The 21,070-nt window shown below is 67.5% G+C and carries 15 protein-coding genes and 2 pseudogenes; 9 read left to right on the top strand and 8 right to left on the bottom strand.

Annotated features, from left to right (window positions below):
- Nucleotides 1-14 precede the first annotated feature (14 nt).
- A complete protein-coding gene (locus tag ACXI0D_RS04040; protein ID WP_479642344.1) occupies nt 15-1,388 on the bottom strand; it encodes a sigma-54-dependent transcriptional regulator in 1,374 nt (457 codons plus the stop codon).
- Between the two features lie 60 nt (nt 1,389-1,448).
- Nucleotides 1,449-3,062, bottom strand: a complete 1,614-nt coding sequence (locus tag ACXI0D_RS04035) for a sensor histidine kinase (protein ID WP_087923443.1) — start codon at nt 3,060-3,062, stop codon at nt 1,449-1,451.
- A 405-nt stretch (nt 3,063-3,467) separates the two neighbouring features.
- On the opposite strand from ACXI0D_RS04035, the pseudogene sucC reads away from it, so the two are divergent.
- From sucC to ACXI0D_RS04020, 3 genes and pseudogenes are all read left to right on the top strand, one after another.
- A pseudogene (sucC, locus tag ACXI0D_RS04030) lies at nt 3,468-4,639 on the top strand (ADP-forming succinate--CoA ligase subunit beta).
- A gap of 20 nt (nt 4,640-4,659) precedes the next feature.
- Nucleotides 4,660-5,535, top strand: a complete 876-nt coding sequence (gene sucD / locus ACXI0D_RS04025) for a succinate--CoA ligase subunit alpha (RefSeq protein ID WP_005410793.1) — start codon at nt 4,660-4,662, stop codon at nt 5,533-5,535.
- A gap of 205 nt (nt 5,536-5,740) precedes the next feature.
- On the top strand, nt 5,741-7,375 hold the full coding sequence (locus ACXI0D_RS04020; protein ID WP_101766443.1) for an NAD+ synthase: 1,635 nt from the start codon (nt 5,741-5,743) through the stop codon (nt 7,373-7,375).
- 350 nt (nt 7,376-7,725) lie between these two features.
- Here ACXI0D_RS04020 and ACXI0D_RS04015 read toward each other — a convergent pair whose 3' ends face one another.
- On the bottom strand, nt 7,726-8,928 hold the full coding sequence (locus ACXI0D_RS04015; protein ID WP_119006710.1) for a lipase family protein: 1,203 nt from the start codon (nt 8,926-8,928) through the stop codon (nt 7,726-7,728).
- A gap of 189 nt (nt 8,929-9,117) precedes the next feature.
- On the bottom strand, nt 9,118-10,005 hold the full coding sequence (locus tag ACXI0D_RS04010) for an outer membrane protein assembly factor BamD (protein ID WP_101765979.1): 888 nt from the start codon (nt 10,003-10,005) through the stop codon (nt 9,118-9,120).
- 113 nt (nt 10,006-10,118) lie between these two features.
- Here ACXI0D_RS04010 and rluD point away from each other — a divergent pair, with 113 nt between their 5' ends.
- The 4 genes from rluD to ACXI0D_RS03990 are packed head-to-tail and all read left to right on the top strand — an operon-like array spanning nt 10,119 to nt 12,817.
- A complete protein-coding gene (gene rluD, locus ACXI0D_RS04005; protein WP_479642343.1) occupies nt 10,119-11,108 on the top strand; it encodes a 23S rRNA pseudouridine(1911/1915/1917) synthase RluD in 990 nt (329 codons plus the stop codon).
- On the top strand, nt 11,108-11,878 hold the full coding sequence (gene pgeF, locus ACXI0D_RS04000; RefSeq protein ID WP_197587938.1) for a peptidoglycan editing factor PgeF: 771 nt from the start codon (nt 11,108-11,110) through the stop codon (nt 11,876-11,878). Before rluD ends, pgeF begins: the two co-directional genes overlap by 1 nt.
- Nucleotides 11,879-11,898: 20 nt before the next feature.
- Nucleotides 11,899-12,405: a DUF4166 domain-containing protein gene (locus ACXI0D_RS03995; protein ID WP_197587939.1), complete on the top strand. Its 507-nt coding sequence runs from the start codon at nt 11,899-11,901 to the stop codon at nt 12,403-12,405.
- Nucleotides 12,380-12,817 (top strand): thiol-disulfide oxidoreductase DCC family protein, encoded by a 438-nt coding sequence (locus ACXI0D_RS03990; protein WP_479642342.1) that lies wholly within the window; start codon nt 12,380-12,382, stop codon nt 12,815-12,817. Before ACXI0D_RS03995 ends, ACXI0D_RS03990 begins: the two co-directional genes overlap by 26 nt.
- Nucleotides 12,818-12,886: 69 nt before the next feature.
- Here ACXI0D_RS03990 and otsA read toward each other — a convergent pair whose 3' ends face one another.
- The 4 genes and pseudogenes from otsA to ACXI0D_RS03970 all read right to left on the bottom strand — a co-directional run bounded on the left by otsA (nt 12,887) and on the right by ACXI0D_RS03970 (nt 19,430).
- Complete coding sequence (otsA, locus tag ACXI0D_RS03985) at nt 12,887-14,251, bottom strand: alpha,alpha-trehalose-phosphate synthase (UDP-forming) (protein WP_014038253.1); 1,365 nt, start codon at nt 14,249-14,251, stop codon at nt 12,887-12,889.
- Nucleotides 14,248-16,029 carry a glycoside hydrolase family 15 protein gene (locus ACXI0D_RS03980; RefSeq protein WP_101766442.1) on the bottom strand — a complete coding sequence of 594 codons (1,782 nt, stop codon included), beginning with the start codon at nt 16,027-16,029 and terminating at the stop codon, nt 14,248-14,250. Before ACXI0D_RS03980 ends, otsA begins: the two co-directional genes overlap by 4 nt.
- A 41-nt stretch (nt 16,030-16,070) precedes the next feature.
- A complete protein-coding gene (otsB, locus tag ACXI0D_RS03975) occupies nt 16,071-16,829 on the bottom strand; it encodes a trehalose-phosphatase (RefSeq protein WP_479642341.1) in 759 nt (252 codons plus the stop codon).
- A gap of 166 nt (nt 16,830-16,995) precedes the next feature.
- Nucleotides 16,996-19,430: pseudogene (locus ACXI0D_RS03970) on the bottom strand (TonB-dependent receptor plug domain-containing protein).
- A 213-nt stretch (nt 19,431-19,643) separates the two neighbouring features.
- Between ACXI0D_RS03970 and ACXI0D_RS03965 the strand changes: the two are divergent.
- Both ACXI0D_RS03965 and ACXI0D_RS03960 read left to right on the top strand, forming a co-directional pair.
- Nucleotides 19,644-20,126: a DUF3574 domain-containing protein gene (locus ACXI0D_RS03965; RefSeq protein WP_479642340.1), complete on the top strand. Its 483-nt coding sequence runs from the start codon at nt 19,644-19,646 to the stop codon at nt 20,124-20,126.
- Nucleotides 20,127-20,162: 36 nt separating this feature from the next.
- A complete protein-coding gene (locus ACXI0D_RS03960; RefSeq protein ID WP_479642339.1) occupies nt 20,163-21,020 on the top strand; it encodes an SH3 domain-containing protein in 858 nt (285 codons plus the stop codon).
- Nucleotides 21,021-21,070 lie beyond the last annotated feature (50 nt).

Raw genomic sequence — 21,070 nt, 5'->3', positions numbered from 1 at the left:
ATCCGACCCTGGGCTTACTCCATCCCCAGCTTCTTCAGCTTGTAGCGCAGCGCGCGGAAGGTGATGCCCAGCTGCGCGGCGGTGCGGGTCTTGTTCCAGCGGTTTTCTTCCAGCGCGCGCTGGATGGCGCTGCGTTCGAGCTGTTCGATGTACGAGGGCAGGGCAGCGCTGCCGGGCTGCAGGTCCACCACGGCTTCGGCATGTGCTGCGCTGCCGGGCGTGCGCGGGGCATGCTGCGGCAGGCGCAGGTCGTCGGCACCGATGCGGTCTTCTTCGGCCAGGGCCAGCGCGCGTTCCAGGATGTTCTCCAGTTCGCGCACGTTGCCGGGGAAGGCGTACTGGGCCAGCGCGTCCAGTGCCGACGGGGCCAGCAGCGGCGTCGGGCGGCCGTGGCTGCGGGCCAGCCGTGCCAGCACCGATGCGGCCAGTTCCGGCAGGTCCTGGCGACGCTCGCGCAGCGGCGGCACCTTCAGTTCGATCACGTTGATGCGGTAGTAGAGGTCGTGGCGGAAACGACCGTCCTCGACCAGTTCGGCCAGGTCCTTGTGGGTGGCCGAGAGGATGCGCACGTCCACCGGCTCTTCGTTGGCGGCGCCGACCGCACGCACCGATTTTTCCTGGATCGCACGCAGCAGCTTCACCTGCATCTGCAGCGGCAGTTCGGCCACTTCGTCGAGGAACAGGGTGCCGCCATGCGCGGCCTGGAACAGCCCGGGCTTGTCGGCGTGGGCGCCGCTGAAGCTGCCCTTGCGGTGGCCGAAGAATTCGCTCTCCATAAGCTCGCCGGGAATGGCGCCGCAGTTGACCGGCACGAACGGGCCGGCCGCGCGGGCGCCCTGGGCGTGGATGGTGCGCGCGACCAGTTCCTTGCCCACGCCGGATTCACCGAGGATGTAGACCGGCGCCTGGCTGCGCGCGACCTTGCCGATGGTGATGCGCAGCACGTCCATGGCCGGCGAGTCGCCAAGCAGGCGCGCGCCCTGTTCGGCGGCGGGCCCGGGTGCGGGGCGTTCGGTGTTGTTGAGCTCCAGCGCGTGCTTGACCAGGCCGCGCAGCACGGCGATGTCCACCGGCTTGCTGACGAAGTCGAAGGCGCCGGCCTTCAGCGCTTCCACGGCCAGGTCCATGCTGCCGAAGGCGGTGATCATCGCTACCGGCGTGCGCGGGTAGTGCTGGGCGATCTCGCTGACCAGCTCGATGCCATTGCCGTCCGGCAGGCGCATGTCGGTGATGCACAGGTCGTACGGATTGCTGGCCAGCAGTTCGCGCGCTTCGGCAAGGTTGGCTGCCGTACTGATGCGCAGCCCCATGCGGCCGAGCGTCAGTACCAGCAGTTCGCGGATGTCGCGTTCGTCGTCGACGACGAGGGCGCTGCGGGTTTCGTTCATGGGCGTGAAAGATAAACGAGGGGGCTGGAAGCGACAAATGTTTGACGCACGGAATCGAGATCAGGTGGGCAACAGCGTATGCGGGCCGGGCAGCACCAGGCGGAAGCAGGAGCCACCGGCGGGCACCGGGATGTAGTCGAGCCGTGCCTGGTTGGCCCGGCACAGCTCGCGGGCGATGTACAGGCCCAGCCCGGTGCCATGCTCGGAAGTGGTGAAGAACGGCCGGAACAACTGCGCGGCGACACTCTCGGGAATACCGGGGCCGCGATCCATCACGTCGATGACCGCACTGCGCTCGTGCTGGGCCACGCGCAGGCGCACCCGTGCCGGTTGCTGGCCGATGCGCCCGTACTTGAGCGCGTTGTGCACCAGCACGGTAAGCACCTGGTAGAGGTGCTTGGTGTCGACCTGGGCCAGCACCGAGGTGTCGTTGATGATCGGCTCGATGCTGTCGGTCTCCAGCGTCTGCCCCTGCTTGTACTCCAGCACGAAGCGGCGCACGAAGGCGGCCAGGTCGACGTTCTCGGGCGTGGCGCGCTCGCGCCGGGCCAGGCCCAGCACGCTTTCGACGATGCCGTTGGTACGCTGGCACTGCTGGCGGATGATCTGCAGCAGGCGGCGGTCGCTTTCGTTGAAGCCGGTGCCTTCTTCCAGCAGCTGCACCGCGTAGTTGATCGCGGCCAGCGGATTGCGGATCTCGTGGGCGAGGCTGGCCGAGAAGCGCCCCATGGCTGACAAGGTGAGCGACTCGGCGCGGCGCGAGACCACGCTGGAGTCGTCCAGGAACACCAGGGCCAGCTCGCTGCCGGCCAGCAGGCGTGCGAAGCGCGGCTGCACTTCAGGCTGGTCGGGATTGAGCTGCAGCGGCAGTTCGTCCTGCGCCCAGCCATTGCGCCAGCGCTGCAGGCGACGGGCGAGTTCCGGGGCGGCGCTGGCCAGGTCCAGGCGGCCGCTTTCGCCGCTCCCATCGCTGTCGCCGAGCAGCATCGAGGCGGCCTCGTTGGCCAGGGTGACGCGGTTGTCGGCGTCGACCACAAGCACGCCGGTACGCATGCGGCGGATGATCAACTCGTTGATCTGGAACAGGTTGGCCACTTCGTCGCCGCGCTGGTTGGCCAGCTGCTGGTTGCGGCGCGCGCGGCTGCCGACCTGGTAACTGATGAAGGCCAGTGCCAGGTAGCTGGTGGCGAACATCGCCAGCTCGGCCAGGGTACGGGTGGGGTCGCCGCCTTCCAGCAGTTTCCAGGTGTATTCGACGCCGGTGGCGAGGCTGGCGGCCAGCGCCAGGCCCAGCCCCAGGCTGAGCGGCAGCAGGGTGGCGGCGGCGGCGATGTTGAACAGCAGTGACATCGAGATGCCGGCGCTGGCACCCGGCAGGGCATGCGACAACAGGGTGGCGGCGACGATGTCCACCAGCACGCCGCTGACCACGATCGGGCGCAGCCAGCGTTCGTTGCGGCCGATCACCAGGGCCAGCAGCGAGAGCACCAGGTAGATGGCGGCGACGGTGTCAGCCAGCCGCGGGTGGTGGGCTTCGCCGACCATGGCCGACAGCGGACTGTAGAGCAGGGCGGCGATGACCGAGGCGATCAGCACCCGGTACAGCGCGAAGAAATACAGCTCACGCCGCGGAATCGATTCGATGCGGTCGATCAATGAAGCACTGGGTGACACGCCGGAACTCCCCTTCTGGCTGCCTGGGTCTGGAATCTGCGGCGGGCCTGCCCGGCGTCCCCTGAAGCCGGGCGGGCACGACGCTTCGATGTGGCCTGCGGTGGAAGCCGTCGAGCTGGCTCGACTCTACACACCTTGGTTGACCAGTATAGGGCGCCCGGCCCGGCGCCGCCGGAGCGGCCCGGATCGCGCATTTGGCCCGGGATGGATACCGGTGTCCAGTGCGCCCCCGGGCGCAACTGTCTGAATGGCGGCGGAAATCTGGCCAGGCCTGGCGTTTTGTACAGACTTCTTTGCGCCCCGGCGCTGGCTCGGCCACAATAGTGGGCCCGCCGCGGTCCATGCCGGCGCCCCGCCGGGGCCCTGAGGAATTGCGTGCGGTCGTTCCTATTCCCACGGTGACGCATGAATTTCCACGAATACCAGTCAAAACAACTGCTTGCCGAGTACGGCATCCCGGTCCCGGCCGGCAAGGTCGCTGCGACCCCGGACGAAGCGGTTGCCGCTGCCAACTCCCTGGGCCAGGGCCCCTGGATGGTCAAGGCGCAGATCCACGCTGGCGGCCGCGGCAAGGCTGGCGGCGTCAAGTTCTGCAAGACCACCGACGACGTGAAGGCCGCTGCGGCCAAGATGCTCGGCACCAAGATGGCCACCTACCAGACCGCTGGCGTTGAACTGCCGGTCAACCTGGTGCTGGTGACCACCGCCGGCGAGATCGTCAAGGAACTGTACCTGTCGGTGCTGGTCGACCGTGGCACCAAGACCATCACCTACATCGCCTCTTCGGAAGGCGGCGTGGAAATCGAGCAGGTCGCTGCTGAAACCCCGGAGCTGATCCACTCGCTGAACGTCGACTTCGTCGAAGGCGTGCAGGGTTACCACGGCCGTGATTTCGGCTTCAAGCTGGGCCTGACCGCCAAGCAGGCCGGCCAGTTCGCCAGCATCATGGTGAACCTGTACCGCCTGTTCAACGAAAAGGACCTGGCCCTGGTTGAAATCAACCCGCTGGCCATCCTGGACGACGGCAACCTGTACGCGCTGGACGGCAAGTTCGACAGCGACGACAACGCCGCGTTCCGCCAGAAGGCCCTGGTCGCCATGCGCGACAAGACCCAGGAAGATCCGACCGAAGTGATCGCTTCGGAGCTGGACATCAACTACGTCACCATGGACGGCAACATCGGCTGCATGGTGAACGGCGCCGGCCTGGCCATGGCCACCATGGACGTCATCAAGCTCAAGGGCGGCGAGCCGGCGAACTTCCTGGACGTGGGCGGCGGTGCCAACAAGCAGCGCGTCATCGAAGCGTTCAGAGCTTGATCCTGTCCTCGGACAAGGTTGAAGGCATCTTCGTCAACATCTTCGGCGGCATCGTCCGCTGCGACATGATTGCCGAAGGCATCATCGCCGCCGTGAAGGAAGTGGGCGTCAAGGTTCCGGTCGTGGTGCGCCTGGAAGGCACCAACGTGGAAGAAGGCAAGCAGCTGCTGCGCGACAGCGGCATGGCCATCATCCCGGCTGACAACATCAACGATGGCGCCAAGAAGATCGTTGAAGCTGTCAAGAACGCTGCCTGATTCGACACCAAGGAATTCCCATGTCTGTTTTGATTAACAAGAACACCAAGGTGATCGTGCAGGGCTTCACCGGCCAGCAGGGCACCTTCCACGCCACTCAGATGATCGAGTACGGCACCCAGGTTGTTGGCGGCGTGACCCCGGGCAAGGGTGGCACCACCCACATCGACCTGCCGGTCTTCAACACCGTTGCCGACGCCGTGCAGAGCACCGGCGCCAACGCTTCGGTCATCTACGTGCCGCCGCCGTACGCGGCCGACGCGATCCTGGAAGCCGCTGCTGCCGGCATCAAGGTCATCGTCTGCATCACCGAAGGCATCCCGGTGCTGGACATGCTGCGCGTCAAGAACGTGCTGACCCGTTCGCATCCGGACACCGTGCTGATCGGGCCGAACTGCCCGGGCGTCATCACCCCGGGTGAGTGCAAGATCGGCATCATGCCGGGCCACATCCACCAGCCGGGCAAGATCGGCATCGTGTCGCGTTCGGGCACCCTGACCTATGAAGCGGTCAAGCAGACCACCGAAGTTGGCCTGGGCCAGTCCACCTGCATCGGCATCGGTGGTGACCCGATCAACGGCCTGAACTTCGTTGACTGCCTGAAGCTGTTCAACGAAGACCCGCAGACCGAAGGCATCATCATGGTTGGCGAAATCGGCGGTGACGCTGAAGAAGCCGGCGCCGAGTACATCAAGAACCACGTGAAGAAGCCGGTCGTCGGTTTCATCGCCGGTGCGTCGGCTCCGGCCGGCAAGCGCATGGGCCACGCCGGTGCGATTGCTTCGGGCGGCAAGGGCACCGCGGAAGGCAAGTTCGCCGCGATGGAAGCCGCTGGCGTCGTCACCGTCCGTTCGCCGGGCGACCTGGGCGCTGCCATCGCCAAGCTGGTGAAATAAGATCGACTGCCTCTGGCAGACGATGCTGTAGAGCCGGCCGCTGGCCGGCTGCTGAAACAGAAAGGCCGCCTCCGGGCGGCCTTTCTGCGTCTGGTGCGGGGTCAGATCCCTTTCGCGCAGCAAAAGGGATCTGAGCCCAGAGGTACCCGGCGCGCGCATGGCGCGGCGCTACAATGGCGGCATTGCAACCACAGGCTGGATTCCCATGGCTTCGATCCGCATCGCGATGGCGCAGTTCGACTTCCCGGTCGGCGATGTCGCCGGCAACACCGAGCGCATCATCGAGATGATCGGCCAGGCGCGCGACGAGTACGGCGCCGAGCTGGTGATGTTCCCCGAGCTGGCGGTGAGCGGCTACCCGCCGGAGGACCTGCTGCTGCGCCCGGGCTTCCTGTACGAGTGCGAGCAGGCGATGGCCCGCATCGCCGCCGCCTGCCGTGGCATCACCGCCGTGGTCGGTTGGCCGCAGGCCGCCGGCGCGGTGGTCTACAACGCCGCCAGCGTGCTGCGTGACGGCCTGGTCGAGCAGACCTACCGCAAGCGCGAGCTGCCCAACTACGCCGTGTTCGACGAGCGCCGCTACTTCGATGTCGATCCGGACGGCGGCAGCTGCGTGTTCGAGGTCAATGGCATTCCGGTCGGCCTGCTGATCTGCGAGGACCTGTGGTTTGCCGAGCCGTTGGCCGACACCATGCGCGCCGGTGCGCAGCTGGTGGTGGTGCCGAATGCTTCGCCGTACGAGCGTGGCAAGCACGCCCAGCGCGACGCGGTGCTGGCCGCGCGTACCCGCGAAAGCGGGGCTGCGATCGCCTATCTCAACGTGGTCGGTGGCCAGGATGCGCTGGTGTTTGACGGCGCCTCGGTGGTGGCCGACGGCGACGGCACGGTGCACCCGGCCGCCGCCGCCTTCGTCGACCAGTGGCTGGTGGTGGAGTACGACGGTGAAACCCGCCGCTTCATGCCGCACGTGTGGATGGACGACGGCGACGAGAGCATGGACGCGCTGGCCTGGCGCGCCGTGACCCGTGGCATCCAGGATTACTGCCGCAAGAACGGCTTCAAGAAGGTGTGGCTGGGCCTGTCCGGCGGCATCGACTCGGCGATCGTGCTGGCCATGGCGGTGGACGCGATGGGTGCGGAGAACGTGACCGCCGTGCGCCTGCCCTCGCGCTACACCGCAGGCCTGTCCAACGATCTGGCGGCCGAGCAGTGCCAGGCGCTGGGCGTGAAGCTGGAGGCAGTGTCGATCGAGCCGGCATTCAAGGGCCTGATGGAAGCGTTGGCGCCGATGTTCGAGGGCACCGCGCCGGACGTGACCGAAGAGAACCTGCAGTCGCGCAGCCGTGGCGTGATCCTGATGGCGCTGGCCAACAAGTTCGGCGGCCTGCTGCTGACCACCGGCAACAAGAGCGAGTATGCGGTCGGCTACGCCACCATCTACGGCGACATGTGCGGTGGCTATGCGCCGCTGAAGGACCTGTACAAGACCGAGGTGTTCGGCCTGTCCAAGTGGCGCAACACGGTGGGCGGCGCGCCGGTGATCCCGCCGGCGGTGATCAGCCGCCCGCCGTCGGCCGAGCTGCGCGAGAACCAGCTGGACCAGGACTCGCTGCCGGCTTATGACGTGCTGGACGGCATCCTGTACCGCTACATCGACCAGGAGCAGTCGCGCACGGAGATCGTGGCGGCCGGTTATGACGCGGCCGTGGTCGACCGCGTGCTGCGCCTGGTGCGCATCAGCGAGTGGAAGCGGCACCAGGCCGCGCCGGGGCCGAAGGTCTCGCGCCGCGCCTTCGGCCGCGAGCGTCGTTACCCGATCAGCAACGGCTACAAGGGCTGAGGCAGCGGTTGGCGGTAGTGCCGGCCGCTGGCCGGCAACCCGTACACCGCGTATCCACGCATGGCGTGGATCTACCGGGATCGGTAGTGTCGGCCGCTGGCCGGCAACCCCGTACACCGCGTATCCACGCATGGCGTGGATCTACCGGGATCGGTAGTGCCGGCCGCTGGCCGGCAACCCCGTACACCGCGCATCCGCGCATGGCGTGGATCTACCGGGATCGGTAGTGCCGGCCGCTGGCCGGCAATCCCGTACACCGCGTATCCACGCATGGCGTGGATCTACCGGGATCGGTAGTGCCGGCCGCTGGCCGGCAACCCGTACACCGTGTATCCACGCATGGCGTGGATCTACCGAACGTCGTCGAGCAGTTGTTCGAGGCCGGCGGTTTCGGCAGCTTCATCGAACTGGCCGTCCCCCAGTCGTGCACGCACGAACGCCAGGCCATCGGCCGCTGCTGCGTCCAGCGTGCCGCGATGGTCGACCGGGTAGCGCTGGAACGCGACCGGCTCGCCACGCAGGGCCAGGCCTGCGGCATACAGCAGGGTGGTCAGATAGGGCACATCGCGATCCTCGCTGCCATGGCCGAGCATCAGCGGTTGGCCGAAGCCGCGGCGCGGTACGCCGAGATAGTCGTACAGCACCGCCCAGATGCTTGGCACGCTGGTCAGCGGTGCGGTGAACATGCTGCCGGTATCCGCGCCGTCCAGGGTGGCAGCCAGTTCGCCCAGGCACTGCTCGCGTGCCACTGCCACGCGGGCGCGGCCTGTGTCGCTGAGGACGCGATCGATCTGCGGTGCGACCTGCAGCAGCCCGTCGAGCAGATACGCGTGATACGCATTGAGTGCGCCAGGATTGGCGGTGCGGTTGTCCGGCGTCATCACCAATGCGGTCAATTCAACCGCCGTGGGCGTGCCGGTGGTGAAGCTGCCACGGTACTGCAACGACGGCCCACCGTAGCTGGACGCCAGATGCCCGGCCGTGAGCGCGGCGGCACCGCCCTGCGAATGGCCGACCGAGACCCAGCGCGGCGACAGCGTTGCGTTGCCCAGGTACTGGCGGCTGGCCTTGACCAGATCGATGGCGTTGCGTGCCGCCGTGCGGACATGCAGATAGGCATGGTTGCCCGGACTTCCTAGCCCCTGGTAGTCCGCGGCGACCACGGCATAGCCCTGGGCCAGGAACTGATCGAGGAAACGCCCATCGCGTTCGGGTTGGTAGGGTCCGGACACCGAGGGCGCACAGCGATCCGCAATGCCCTGGGTGCCATGTGCCCAGGACACCACCGGCCACCCACCTGCAGGCGCCGCGCCGGCGGGCAGGTACAGCAGGCCCGTGCCTTCGGCCAGCTGGCCGCGATGATCCGGGGTGCGGTAGTGCAGCTTGTAGGCCTGCGCGGCCTGGGTCGGAACCCATGACGCGCGATAGGGAGAGGCAGACAGGAGGTCGCCCGGTGCGACCGGTGCAGCTGTCAGGGGGCCCGAGGACAGCGCCAGCAGGGCGGTGGCGAGGACGGACGAGAGAGGCCGGAAACGCAGGGGCAGTCGGGACATGGGCGCTCCTTGACGGCCGGGATGACCGTTGCGCCGCAGTGTGGAGGGCCTCGCCCGGGCGGGCTGCGACCGGCGTCGCATCCGCCGGGGATTCGTAGAACTCCTAGTGTCGTGGTCCATCTGCGCCCGAACCATCCACGCATGGCGTGGATCTACCGATAAAGAAAAGGCCCCTTTCGGGGCCCTCTCTTACTTCTTTTCCAGTCGCGCGTTGCGCTGGCCGGTGCTGGCGGACTTCTCGCCGGCGAACGGGTTCAGCTTGCGGACCATCCACGGGTACTTCGGCCACTTGCCTTCCAGCCACGGGTGGTCCGGCTGGTTCAGCTGCAGGACGCGACGGGCGTCGTCGGCCAGGGTCTTGTTGCCCAGGTGGGTGTAGGAATCGGCCAGCACGGCCACGGCGTCGTACTGGAAGGCGCTCTGCGGGTAGGTTTCCAGCAGGTAGTTGGCGCGACCCACGGCCGAGACCCAGGCGCCGCGGCGCATGTAGTACAGGGCGTTGTCCAGCTCGTGCTGGGCGAACACGTCGCGCAGCTCCAGCATGCGCTGGCGCGCATCGGCGGCGTAGCGGCTGTTCGGGTAGCGATCAACCACGATGTTGAAGTCCGAGTACGCCTGGTGCGGCGTGGACAGATCGCGGCGGCTGGCGTCCAGCGACCATACGCGGCGCAGGAAAACCGTACTGCGGTTGGAGTTGGCCAGGCCGCGCAGGTAGTACAGGTAGGCGATGTTGCGGTGCGTCGGGTAGGTACGGATGAAGCGGTCGATGCTGGACACCGCGTCATCGTGCTTGCCGGCCTTGTACTGGGCGTAGGCGGTTTCGATCATCGCCTGCTCGGTGTAGGGGCCGTAGGGGTACTGGGCCACCAGGCGGCGGAAGCTGGCTTCGGCGCCGCTCCAGTTGCCGCCCTGCATCAGCTTGTGGCTTTTCTCGTACAGCTGTTCGACCGGCGTCCCTTCATCGGGGCGATCACCCTTCTTGGCGCCGCGATGGCAGCCGGTTGCGGCGATGACCAGCACCAGCAGCAGGGCGGTGAGGCGGACGGGCGCGGAGAGCATGGCGGAGCGTCGGATCATGGGGTCGAGGCGGGACGCGGCTGGAATACGGAGGGTCGATGATAGCCTAGTGTCCTGTCCAGCGACTGAAACCGGCCGCCGGGACCCCAAAATTTCAAAGAATGCCCCCTGCCATGTCTGAACAACCCTCTGAATCGGCCCGCCAGGCCATCGTCCCCGACACCGCTGCCGGCCGTCGTTTCGACGCCGTCGTGGCCGAACTGTTCCCCGAATACTCGCGTTCACGCCTGACCGAGTGGATCAAGTCCGGTGACGTCCTGCTGGACGGTGCCCAGGTGCGCCCGCGCGATCCGCTGCGCGGCGGCGAGGTGGTGACCCTCCATGTGGTGCTGGAAACCCAGACCGACGCCCAGCCGGAGGACATTCCGCTGGACGTGCTGTTCGAGGACGAGCACGTGCTGGTGATCAACAAGCCGGTCGGCCTGGTGGTCCACCCCGGTGCCGGCAACCACAGCGGCACCCTGGTCAACGCCCTGCTGTTCCGCGACCCGTCGGTGGCGGTGCTGCCGCGCGCGGGCATCGTGCGCCGCCTGGACAAGGACACCAGCGGCGTGATGGTGGTGGCCAAGACCCTGGAAGCGCAGACCGCACTGGTCGAGCAGCTGGCGGCCCGTGACGTGCACCGCCAGTACCTGGCCATCGTGATGGGCGCGCTGGTGGCGGGCGGTACCGCCGATGCCCCGATCGATCGCCACCCGCGCGACCGCCTGAAGATGGCGGTGCGTGAAGACGGCAAGGAAGCGGTGACCCATTACCGCCTGCGCGAGCGCTTCCGTGCGCACACCGCGCTGGAGTGCCGCCTGGAAACCGGCCGTACCCACCAGATCCGCGTGCACATGGCGCACGTGCGCCACCCGATCATCGGCGACCCGCTGTACGGCGGTGCGCTGAAGCTGCCCAAGGGCGCCAGCGACGAGCTGGTGGCCGCGCTGCGCGGCTTCAAGCGCCAGGCCCTGCACGCCGAGACCCTGGAGTTCATGCACCCGATCACCGGTGAGCCGGTGCGCAATACCGCGCCGGTGCCGGAGGACATGCTGCACCTGATGAAGGTGCTGCGCGAAGACAGCGAAGCCTTCGCCGCCCGCGAGCGGGACCGCTGGTGATGGCGGCCGCGCTGCCGTTGCTGCAGGCGGACTGGCCGGCGCCCGCAGGCGTCCATGCGCTGACCACGCGTCGGCATGGCGCGGGCATCTCGCCGGCACCGTTCGCGCAGTTCAACCTGGGCAACCGGCACGCGGCCGATGGTGATACCCCGGCCAACGTGGAGCACAACCGCCAGCTGCTGCAGCAGGGGCTGGCGCTGCCCTCGGCACCGCACTGGCTGCGCCAGGTGCACAGCAGCACCGTGCTGCGCTTCACCGCGCCGCCGGTGGCCGGCGCCAGCGAACCGGTGGCCGACGCCGCGGTGACCTCGGTGCCGGGCGTGGTGCTGGCGATCCTGACCGCCGACTGCCTGCCCGTGGTGTTTGCCGCGGCCGATGGCAGCGAGGTGGGCGCGGCCCATGCCGGCTGGCGTGGGCTGGCCGACGGCATGCTGGAGGCCACGGTGGCCGCCATGCAGACGTCGCCGGCGCAGCTGCGCGCGTGGCTGGGCCCGGCCGCCGGGCCGGCCGACTACGAGATCGGCGAGGAGGTCTACCACGCCTTCGTCGGCCATGATCCGGCCGCCGAGGCGGCGTTCGTGGCTACCCGTCCGGGGCACTGGAAGGTAGACCTGTTCGCGCTGGCGCGACAGCGCTTGCAGGCGGCGGGGATGGACCCGGCGCAGGTGTATGGCGGCACGGTGTCGACCATGGCCGATCCTGACCTGTATTCGCACCGGCGCGACCGTCGTACCGGGCGCATGGCGACCCTGGCCTGGATCGCGCCCTGACCGCGCCGCTGTTCGCGCGCGTGCTGGGGCCGGCCTTCGCTACCCTGGCAGCGCCGGTGCAGGCGCTGCATGCCGCGCCGTTGCCGTGCCGCTACGTGGGGCAGGCGCGCATCGTGAGGGGACGGCACTGGCTGGTGCCGCTGCTGGCCGCGTTGGCGCGGTTGCCGAAGGACGGTGACGCGCTGCCCACCGAAGTGGCGTTCAGTGCACGCGGGCAGGGCGAGCAATGGGCGCGGCGGTTTGGCCGCTGGCCGATGGTGTCGCGGCTGTGGGCGCATGAGGGGCATCTGCGCGAGCAACTGGGCGCGGTGCGCTTCGAGTTCGACCTGCAGGCCCGCGACGGTGGCATCGACTGGTCGGTGCGGCGGGTCTGGGCCTTCGGGCTGCTGCCGCTGCCGACGCGCTGGTTTGGCGGTGTGCGCTGCCGTGAAGCCTGGCAGGGCGAGCGTTACACTTTCCTGGTCGATGTGACGCTGCCCTGGGCCGGAGCCCTGATCCGCTATGAAGGCTGGCTCGAACCGCAGTGACCGCGCCGCTGAAGCGGGCAGCGCGGTGATCGTGTTCGATGGCGTGTGCGCACTGTGCAACCGCTGGGTGCGCTTCCTGCTGCGTTTCGACCGCAAGGGGCGCTACCGCTTTGCGGCGATGCAGGGGGAGCAGGGCAGCGCGATGCTGCGCGCGCATGGGCTTGACCCGCAGGACCCAATGTCGTTCCTGCTGCTGGACGCACAGGGCGCCTGGACCGATACCGATGCCATCCTGCGCGTACTGGCTCGGCTGGGTGGCGTCTGGCGCCTGAGCGCTGTGCTCCGGATGGTTCCGCGTCGCTGGCGTGATGCGGCGTATCGGACGCTGGCGCGCAATCGCTATCGCTGGTTCGGGCGGCATGACGCCTGCCATCTGCCTGCACCGGAGCAGGCTGCGCGGTTCCTGGATTGAAGAAAAGGGGACGGAGGGGATCAAGTCGTTTGTGCACAAACGACTTGATCCCCTCCGTCCCCTTTTCCCTCAGCCTTCCAGCGCGTCCAGGTAGCTGCGTCGCCAGTGGTTGATGTCGTAGGTGCGCAGGTGCTCCATCATCGCGTGCCAGCGTTCCTTGCGCCGGCGCAGCGACATTGTTGCCGCGGTGGCGATGGCGTCGGCCACGCCATCCAGGTCGTGCGGGTTCACCAGCAGCGCCTGCTTCAGTTCATCGGCGGCGCCGGCCAGCAGCGAGAGCACCAGCACGCCGGGATCTTCCGGGTCCTGTGAGGCCACGTATTCCTTGGCCACCAGGTTCATGCCATCGCGCAGCGGCGTGACCAGGCCGACTGCCGCCGCACGGTAGAAACCGGTGAGGGTGGCATGGGTGAAGTTCTGGTTGACGTAGCGCAGCGGCGTCCAGTCCGGCTCGGCGTGGCCACCGTTGATGTGGCCGGCGATCTGCTCCAGCTGGCTGCGCAGCTGCCGGTACTCGGTGACATCGCCGCGCGAGACCGGGGCGATCTGCAGGTAGGTCAGCGAGCCGCGCTGGTCGGGATGGCGCTCAAGATACCGTTCGAAGCCGAGGAAGCGCTCGGGCAGGCCCTTGGAATAATCCAGGCGATCGACGCCGATCGCCAGCTGGCGATCACGCAGGCTGGCGCGCAGGTTCTTTACGGCGGCCTTGGTGGCGGCGGTACCGGCCTGGCGCGCGATCAGCTCGGTGTCGATGCCGATCGGGAAGGCGGCCGCACGGAAGCGGCGGCCGCCCGGTGCTTCCAGCTCGCCGTTGTCGAGTACGCGACCGCCGCCGAACAGGCGCAGGTAGGTCTGGAAGCGATCCGCATCGCGCTGGGTCTGGAAGCCGACGAGGTCGTAGGCGTACAGCGCCGAGAACAACCGCAGGTGGTCGGGCATGGCCTGCAGCAGGTCGGCCGACGGCATTGGGATATGCAGGAAGAAGCCGATGCGGCAGCCGATACCACGCTCGCGCAGCAGCGCGCCGAGCGGGATCAGGTGGTAGTCGTGGATCCAGACGATGTCATCTTCGCGCAGCAGCGGCGCGAGCTTGTCGGCGAACAGCGCGTTGACCTTGTGGTAGGTCTCGCGGGTGCCCCGGTCGTAGTCGACCAGATCGAGGCGGAAGTGCAGCAGTGGCCACAGCGTGCGGTTGGCGAAGCCGTTGTAGTAGCCATCGACCTCGCGCTTGCTCAGGTCCAGGGTGACGAACTCGATGTCGCCGTCCTTCTGCGTGTGCAGCGTGCCACTGCCGTCGCGCACGCTCTTGCCGCTCCAGCCGAACCACATGCCGCCGCGTTCCTTCAACGCGGCCAGCAGGCCCACCGCCAGGCCACCGGCACGGTTCTCGCCCGGCACGGCCACGCGGTTTGAAACCACGACCAGACGACTCACGATGCCTCCTGCCAGGACCGCGACAGGCGCATCGCGGCGGTGATCAGGCCGACGTGCGAATAGGTCTGCGGGAAGTTGCCCCAGGCTTCGCCGCTGTCGAAGGCCAGATCCTCCGACAGCAGGCCCAGATGGTTGCGCTGCTTCAACAGCAGTTCGAACATCCCGCGTGCCTCGTCGAGGCGCCCGATGGCGGCCAGCGCATCGATGTACCAGAAGGTGCAGATAGTGAAGCTGGTTTCTGGCTCACCGAAGTCATCTGGTGCGACATAGCGGTACAACGAATTGCCATGCTTGAGGTCGCGGCCGATGGCTTCGACGGTGGCGATGAAGCGCGCGTCCAGCGCATCGATGAAGCCGATGTCGGCCAGCAGCAGCAGCGAAGCGTCCAGGCGATGGCCGCCGAAGGTATCGGTGAAGTGGCCCAGTTCTTCGCTCCAGGACTCGGCCATGATGCGCGCGTGGATGGTGTCGGCGCGCTCGCGCCAGTAATGGGCGCGGTCATCACGCTTCAGGCGCACGGCGATCTTGCACAAGCGGTCGCACGCCGCCCAGCACATCGCGCTGGTGTAGGTATGCACTTCGGTGCGGCCGCGGAATTCCCACAGGCCGGCATCGGGTACGTCGTGCAGGGCGAATGCCTGCTCGCCCAAGGGTTCGAGGCGGGCGAAGGTATGCGCGTCCCCCGGGTCCTGCAGGCGGCGGTCGAAGAACAGCTGGGTGGAGGCCAACACCACGCTGCCGTAGACATCGTGCTGGCGCTGCACCCAGGCCAGGTTGCCGCGCCGCACCGGGCCCATGCCGCGATAGCCGGACAGGCTGGGGACTTCGTCTTCGTCCAGCTTGGCCTCGAAGCCGATGCCATACAGCGGCTGCAGCGTGCCGTCGGTGGTGGCCAGGTTGAAGATGTAGCCGAGGAACTGTTCCATCGTGCGCGTTGCGCCGAGGCGGTTCAGCGCACGCACCACGAACGCCGCATCACGCAGCCAGCAGTAGCGGTAGTCCCAGTTGCGCACGCTGCCGGGGGCTTCCGGAATGGAGGTGGTCATCGCCGCGATGATCGCGCCGCTGTCCTCGTACTGGCACAGCTTCAGGGTGATCGCACTGCGGATCACCGCGTCCTGCCATTCCAGCGGAATGGACAGGTAGCGCACCCATTCACGCCAGTAGTCGCGGGTGCGCTGGAAGGCTTCCTGCACATAGCCGCTGATCGAGCGGTTGAGCGACTCATCCACGCCCAGGATCAGGTGGATGGGATGGTTGAGCACGAACGGCAGGCCATCGCGGATGAAGCGCACCGGCACATCGGTGGTCAGCCGCAGCACGTGCTCGGGCAGGATCCAGCGCACGTGATTGCTGCCCCAGGTGGACTCGGGCACGCGCGCGCCCCAGTCCGCCAGCGGCCGTGCGCGCACGGTGATGCGTGGGCTGCCGGCCAGCGGGCGCACCTGGCGGATCAGGCTGACCGGGCGGTAGAAGCGGTCGTTCTGCCGCCAGCGCGGGGCGAAATCGAGGATTTCCAGTTCACCGCCGTGCGCGTCGCGCAGCACGGTGCGCAGGATTGCGGTGTTGGTCAGGTATTCCTGCTCGCTGCTGGCGAAGTCCTCCAGCTCGATGGCGAAGTCGCCACCGCTCTGCTGGTTGGGGCCGAGCAGGGCACAGAAGGTGGGGTCGCCGTCGAAGGTGGGCAGGCAGCTCCAGACAACGCGGGCACGTTTGTCGACCAGGGCGCCGAAGCTGCCGTTGCCGACCACGCCCAGATCAAGATCGGGTTGGGTCATCACGCGGTACATCTCGGTTGCGGCCGTGGGGGTTGGCCGGGTCAATAGGCATTCTCACGCAGCCAGGCGTGCACGCTGCGTATGTCGGGCAGCGCGAACACCGCCTTGCTGGGTTCACGTTCGCCCACCAGCACGCTCCAGCCATGCTGGCCATTGGCGGCGTCGAAGCCGAATTCATCGGTGAGGTCGTCACCGATGAACACGGGCAGGCGGCCGCGGAAGGGCAGGTACTGCATCATCCGCCGCACGGCGCGGCCCTTGTCGGTGCCGACGGGAACGAATTCAACGACGTGGTCACCCGGTTGCAGGCGGTAGCTGGCACGGCCACGGACGTGGCGGTCGGCGAAGGCGCGCACATCACTTGCCGCGTGCGGCGCACCGCGCCAATGCAGGGCCAGGCCGACGCCCTTGTCTTCCACCAGTACGCCGGGATGGCCGTGGGCAAAGCGCATCGCCTGCTGGTGCAGTGCGTGCAGCCACTCGGCGGTGTCGTCGTCGTGTTCGTCGCGCAGCACACGACCGTCCTCGCCACGCAGTTCGTGTCCATGCAGGCCGGCGGCGGGCAGCTTCAAAGGTGCGAACAGTTGATCCAGCTGTGCAAGCGGGCGACCACTGACCAGTGCCACGGCACCTTCCAGGCGGTCGCTGATGCGGCCGATGGCTTCACGCACATCCGGCAGCAGCTGCACGGCATCCGGGCGTGCAGCGAATTCGATGAGGGTGCCGTCGACATCGAGGAACAACGCGCAGGCGTCGTCCAGCAATGGCGGTGGCGGACGCAGGGGGAGCGGTTCAGCCATGACGCCCAGCTTGCCAGCGTGGGCGTGTACGTGGGGTCGAGGGCAGGCTACGACCCTGCTTCGGTGGGTGCCGACCGTTGGTCGGCACGGCAGGTCACCCTGCATCGAGCCCAGGCAGTGCGGACCAACGGTCCGCACCCACCCAAGGCAATCACACCCAATGCAATCAGAACGTATAGCGGACCCGGCCGTAGTAGTACGCGCCGTTGCTGCCGATCGGCGACAGCACGTCGTACGGCAGGTTGCCGAAGTAGTGGATATCGCTGTTGGATCGATCCGGGTAGTTGTCGGTCAGGTTCTGGCCGCCGATGGCCACGCTCCAGCGCGGGGTGATGCGGTACTCCACTTCCGCATCCAGCTGCCATTCGGCCTGGTAGGTCTGGCGCGGGATGTAGCCATCACCGAAGTTGAACACGCGGGTGGCGCTGCCATAGCGGTTCACGCGGGTGCTCAGCGACCAGCGGTCGTTGCTCCAGGCGGCCAGAAACTGCCGCGCGTACGCGGCGTGGCATCGGTAAGCGTGTTGGTCTCTTCGATGCCGAACAGCACGTAGTCCGGGTTCAGCGCGCGCAGCTGCGCCGGCGTGGCCAGCACGTTCTTCAGCGTGGTCTTGGTGTATGCATAGGTGCCGGTCAGCAGCAGCTGGCCATCGCCCAGCGACTGGCGCCAGTTGCTCACCAGCTCGGCGCCGCGGGTGCGGGTATCGGCGGCATTGACGAAGAAGCTGGCGCTCTGCAGGCCGCTGACGCCGTAGTTGGCCGCCACGTAGTCGGTCAGCGCATCGCCGGTGATGCTCTCCGACAGCGCGATGCGGTCGTCGATGTCGATCTGGAAGAAGTCCAGCGACAGGTCGAAGTGCTCACCGATGCGGCTGGTGAAGCCCAGCGAGGTGTTGATCGATTTTTCCGGCTTCAGGTCCTGCGCACCGAGGCCGCGTGCGATCGGATTGTTGACCGACAGCAGGCGGCCCTGCACCAGCTGTCCGCCGGCGTTGTAGCCGGTGGAGGTGGACTCGTAACCGATCTGCGCCAGCGACGGCGCGCGGAAATTGTTGGAGATGGCACCGCGCAACGCGAACGCCGGGGTGAATTCATAGCGCAGGCCGAGCTTGCCGGTCAGTTCACCGCCGAAGTCGTCGTTGTGCTCGTAGCGCGCGGCCAGATCAGTGGAGAACTTCTCGCCGAACTGGCTGGACAGGCTGGCGTAGGCACTGGCCACGTCGCGCGACAGGCGGGCCGCATCCTGCGGCGTCAGGCCACCACCGGCCTGCGAGCCGGTCGGGCGATCGGTGTAGGGGCCGGCGGCGTAGCTGGCCGGGTCGCCGGGACGGGTCTGGTAGCGCTCATGGCGCGCTTCCACGCCCAGGCCCAGGGTGTGGCTGATGCTGTCGCTCTGGGTGAACACGCGGCTCAGGTCGAGGTTGCCCACGGTCTGCGCGTACTCGTAGTCGGCGGTCTTGAAGCGGGTCGGGCTGGTCGGGCCCAGCGAGGCGTTGAGCGAATCACGCAGGCGGTAGGTGAAGTCATTCTGGCCGTAATCCAGGCTGCCGTCGTAGCTCCATTCACCCCACTGCCCGCGCACGCCGGCCACGGCCTGCACGTCGCGGTTCTCGCCTTCGGAGATCGGCCGGTAGCCGTTCGGATAGACCTGCTTCCAGTTGGCATCGCCATCGGGATAGCGGAAGTAGTTCGCGCCTTCGGTATCCCGCTGGTTGAAGGTACCGAATGCGTAGAACGTCGAGGTCTGGCCCACCGGGATCTCGGTGTTCAGCCACAGATTGATGTCCTTGCTCTTGCCATCGCCCAGCACATAGTTGCGCTTGCCCAGCAGCGCCAGGTTGTCCGGGGTCTGGTCCCACGGCGGAATCTGGTCGAAGCCGGCGCGGTTGGTGCCGTTGCGGTGCTTGTACTCCAGGCCCACGCGAAGGAAGCCACCGTCCTCGCCCAGCGAGGTGCCGACCTTGGCGCTGATGTTGCCGGTCTGGCCGTCGGTGAGGGTGCGCCCGATCGGCTTGAGGTCGGTGTGGTTGGCACCGTAGCTGGCCTCGATCTCACCGCCGTCGCCGCCGTTGTCGAGGATCACGTTGATCACACCGGCCACCGCGTCCGAGCCGTACAGCGCGCCGGCGCCGTCGCGCAGCACTTCGATGCGCTTGATCGCGCTGACCGGGATCGAATTGAAATCGACCGGCGTGGTGCCCTTGCCGATCTTGCTGTCGGTGTTGACCAGCGCGGTGTGGTGGCGGCGCTTGCCGTTGACCAGCACCAGCACCTGGTCCGGCGACAGGCCGCGCAACTGTGCGGCGCGCACATGATCGGCGCCGCCGGAGTTGGACTGGCGCGGGAAGTTGAACGACGGCAGCAACGCCTGCAGCGCACTGCCCAGTTCACCATTGACCACGCCGGCCTTGCGGATGTCCTCGGCGCTGAGCACATCCACCGGCGAGGTGGATTCGAGCACGGTGCGGTCGGCGGCACGGGTGCCGGTGACGATCACGGTGTCCAGGTTGGTGGCGTCCTGGGCCAGGGCCGGGACGGCAGCGGAGGAAAGCGCGAGGGCGATGGCGAGGCCGAGCGGCGACGCGGGCAGGCGGGCGGACATGGGGGCTCCAGCAACAACGACGACGGGGAAGGGGAGATAGTTTCACTTACATCCATCCGGATGAAGCGATATATTATCTTCGCGTGATGACCGGTGCCGATGCAAGCCCCTGCCGGTCCGGCATGAGCTGATGCCCGGTTGGCATCAGCACGCCGGGCCTGTGGCGCTGTACGCTGCCGGCTCGCCTTGTCCCCCTTCCCCGGAGCTGTACCGATGAAACACCTTGGCCTCGTCTTCGCCGTGCTGCTGGCCACCAGTGGCTGCGCCAGCCTGTCCTCGCAGGCGCCCAGCGCCTATACCACGGCCACCACCGCCGAACTGAAGGGCGATGCCGCACGCCCGTCCGCCGGCCACGGCTGGGTGCGCAGCGAGCTGTACTTCGGCGTGGGTGAAGAGCAGGGCGCCGGCAACCGCCCGCAGGCCGACACCATCAGCGAGACGCAGTGGCGCACCTTCCTGGACAAGGAAGTCACCCCGCGCTTCCCGGATGGCCTGACCGTGTTCGATGCCTACGGCCAGTGGCTGTTCCGCGGCGATGCCTCGCCCAACCGCCTGCGCACCAAGGTGCTGGTGGTGCTGCACGAGGACACCCCGCAGCGCCGCGCAGACATCGAGGCGATCCGCCTGGCGTGGAAGCAGCAGACCAAGCATCAATCGGTGCTGTGGTCGCGGCAGCCGGTCGAGGTATCGTTCTGAGGTGAAGGTGCCAGCGCGGTGCCGCAGGGAGCGATGATGAACTACAGGGAATGCATGCTGGGCCTGGTGTTGGCAGGCGTGCTGGCACCGACGGCGCAGGCGCGTGGGGATGACGGCGAAACGCTGCGGTTCCAGGTGGCCGCTCACGTGCAGGCGCACGCCGATCCCCAGCAGGACGGCAGCATCGTGGTGCAGCTGTCACCGTCGGGCAAGCGCCAGACGCTGGCGGGTGCGGCGGATGCCGACGGCAATTCGCAATGGTCGCTGGAAGACGTCGATTTCGATGGCTACCCGGAACTGGTCGCGCGCGCCTCGGTAGGCATGGTCAACGAGGCGGTGGCGGTGTACCGCTTCGATCCGGCCAGTGCCGGGTTCCGCGCGCTGCAGGCCGAAACCCATGGCAAGGACAGCTGCGGTGACCTGATGGGGCTGAGTGTCGACCGTCCGAGCCGCACCCTGACCAGCAGCTGCCGCAGCGGCCCGATGTGGTACACCGACCAGTACCGGTTTTCGGGTGCAACGCTCTACCTCTACCGCAGCGAGACTGTGCTGATGCTGGGCGATACGCTGAATGCCGCCCTGCATTGGGAACAGACCGACGAGCAGGGGCCGCTGGCGGTCTGGCGCACCTATGATCCCCCTGGTCGTGTGTTGGAGAGCGCGATTGCCGATGGCCTGGGCGCACCTCCGGATGGGCCGCTGCGTGGCCAGCAGGCCACCGTGGTGCCCGCGCGGCTGTTCCTGTTCGACCGACCCGGCGCATCCAGCACGAAGCGCTATCTGGTGCAGGGCGACCGCGTGGAGATGCTGGATGAACAGGACGGCTGGGTGAAGCTGCGCTACCGCAACCCGAAGCAGGGCGCGGTGGAAGGTTGGATCAACGTCAACGATTGAAGAAAAAAGGGGACGGAGGGAATTAAGTCGTTTGTGCCGTTAACGACTTA

Source organism: Stenotrophomonas sp. C9D9 (assembly GCF_056491205.1).
The sequence above is the reverse complement of the archived record's forward strand: the minus strand, read 5'-3'. Positions and strand labels throughout refer to the sequence as shown.

Bases quoted from the DNA above. Each gene is read 5' to 3' on its own strand.
- ACXI0D_RS04040 (WP_479642344.1), bottom strand. From the start codon at position 1,388: ATGAACGAAACCCGCAGCGCCCTCGTCGTCGACGACGAACGCGACATC.
- sucD (WP_005410793.1), top strand. From the start codon at position 4,660: ATGTCTGTTTTGATTAACAAGAACACCAAGGTGATCGTGCAGGGCTTC.
- ACXI0D_RS04020 (WP_101766443.1), top strand. From the start codon at position 5,741: ATGGCTTCGATCCGCATCGCGATGGCGCAGTTCGACTTCCCGGTCGGC.
- ACXI0D_RS04015 (WP_119006710.1), bottom strand. From the start codon at position 8,928: ATGTCCCGACTGCCCCTGCGTTTCCGGCCTCTCTCGTCCGTCCTCGCC.
- ACXI0D_RS04010 (WP_101765979.1), bottom strand. From the start codon at position 10,005: ATGATCCGACGCTCCGCCATGCTCTCCGCGCCCGTCCGCCTCACCGCC.
- rluD (WP_479642343.1), top strand. From the start codon at position 10,119: ATGTCTGAACAACCCTCTGAATCGGCCCGCCAGGCCATCGTCCCCGAC.
- pgeF (WP_197587938.1), top strand. From the start codon at position 11,108: ATGGCGGCCGCGCTGCCGTTGCTGCAGGCGGACTGGCCGGCGCCCGCA.
- ACXI0D_RS03990 (WP_479642342.1), top strand. From the start codon at position 12,380: ATGAAGGCTGGCTCGAACCGCAGTGACCGCGCCGCTGAAGCGGGCAGC.
- ACXI0D_RS03980 (WP_101766442.1), bottom strand. From the start codon at position 16,029: ATGACCCAACCCGATCTTGATCTGGGCGTGGTCGGCAACGGCAGCTTC.
- otsB (WP_479642341.1), bottom strand. From the start codon at position 16,829: ATGGCTGAACCGCTCCCCCTGCGTCCGCCACCGCCATTGCTGGACGAC.
- ACXI0D_RS03965 (WP_479642340.1), top strand. From the start codon at position 19,644: ATGAAACACCTTGGCCTCGTCTTCGCCGTGCTGCTGGCCACCAGTGGC.
- ACXI0D_RS03960 (WP_479642339.1), top strand. From the start codon at position 20,163: ATGAACTACAGGGAATGCATGCTGGGCCTGGTGTTGGCAGGCGTGCTG.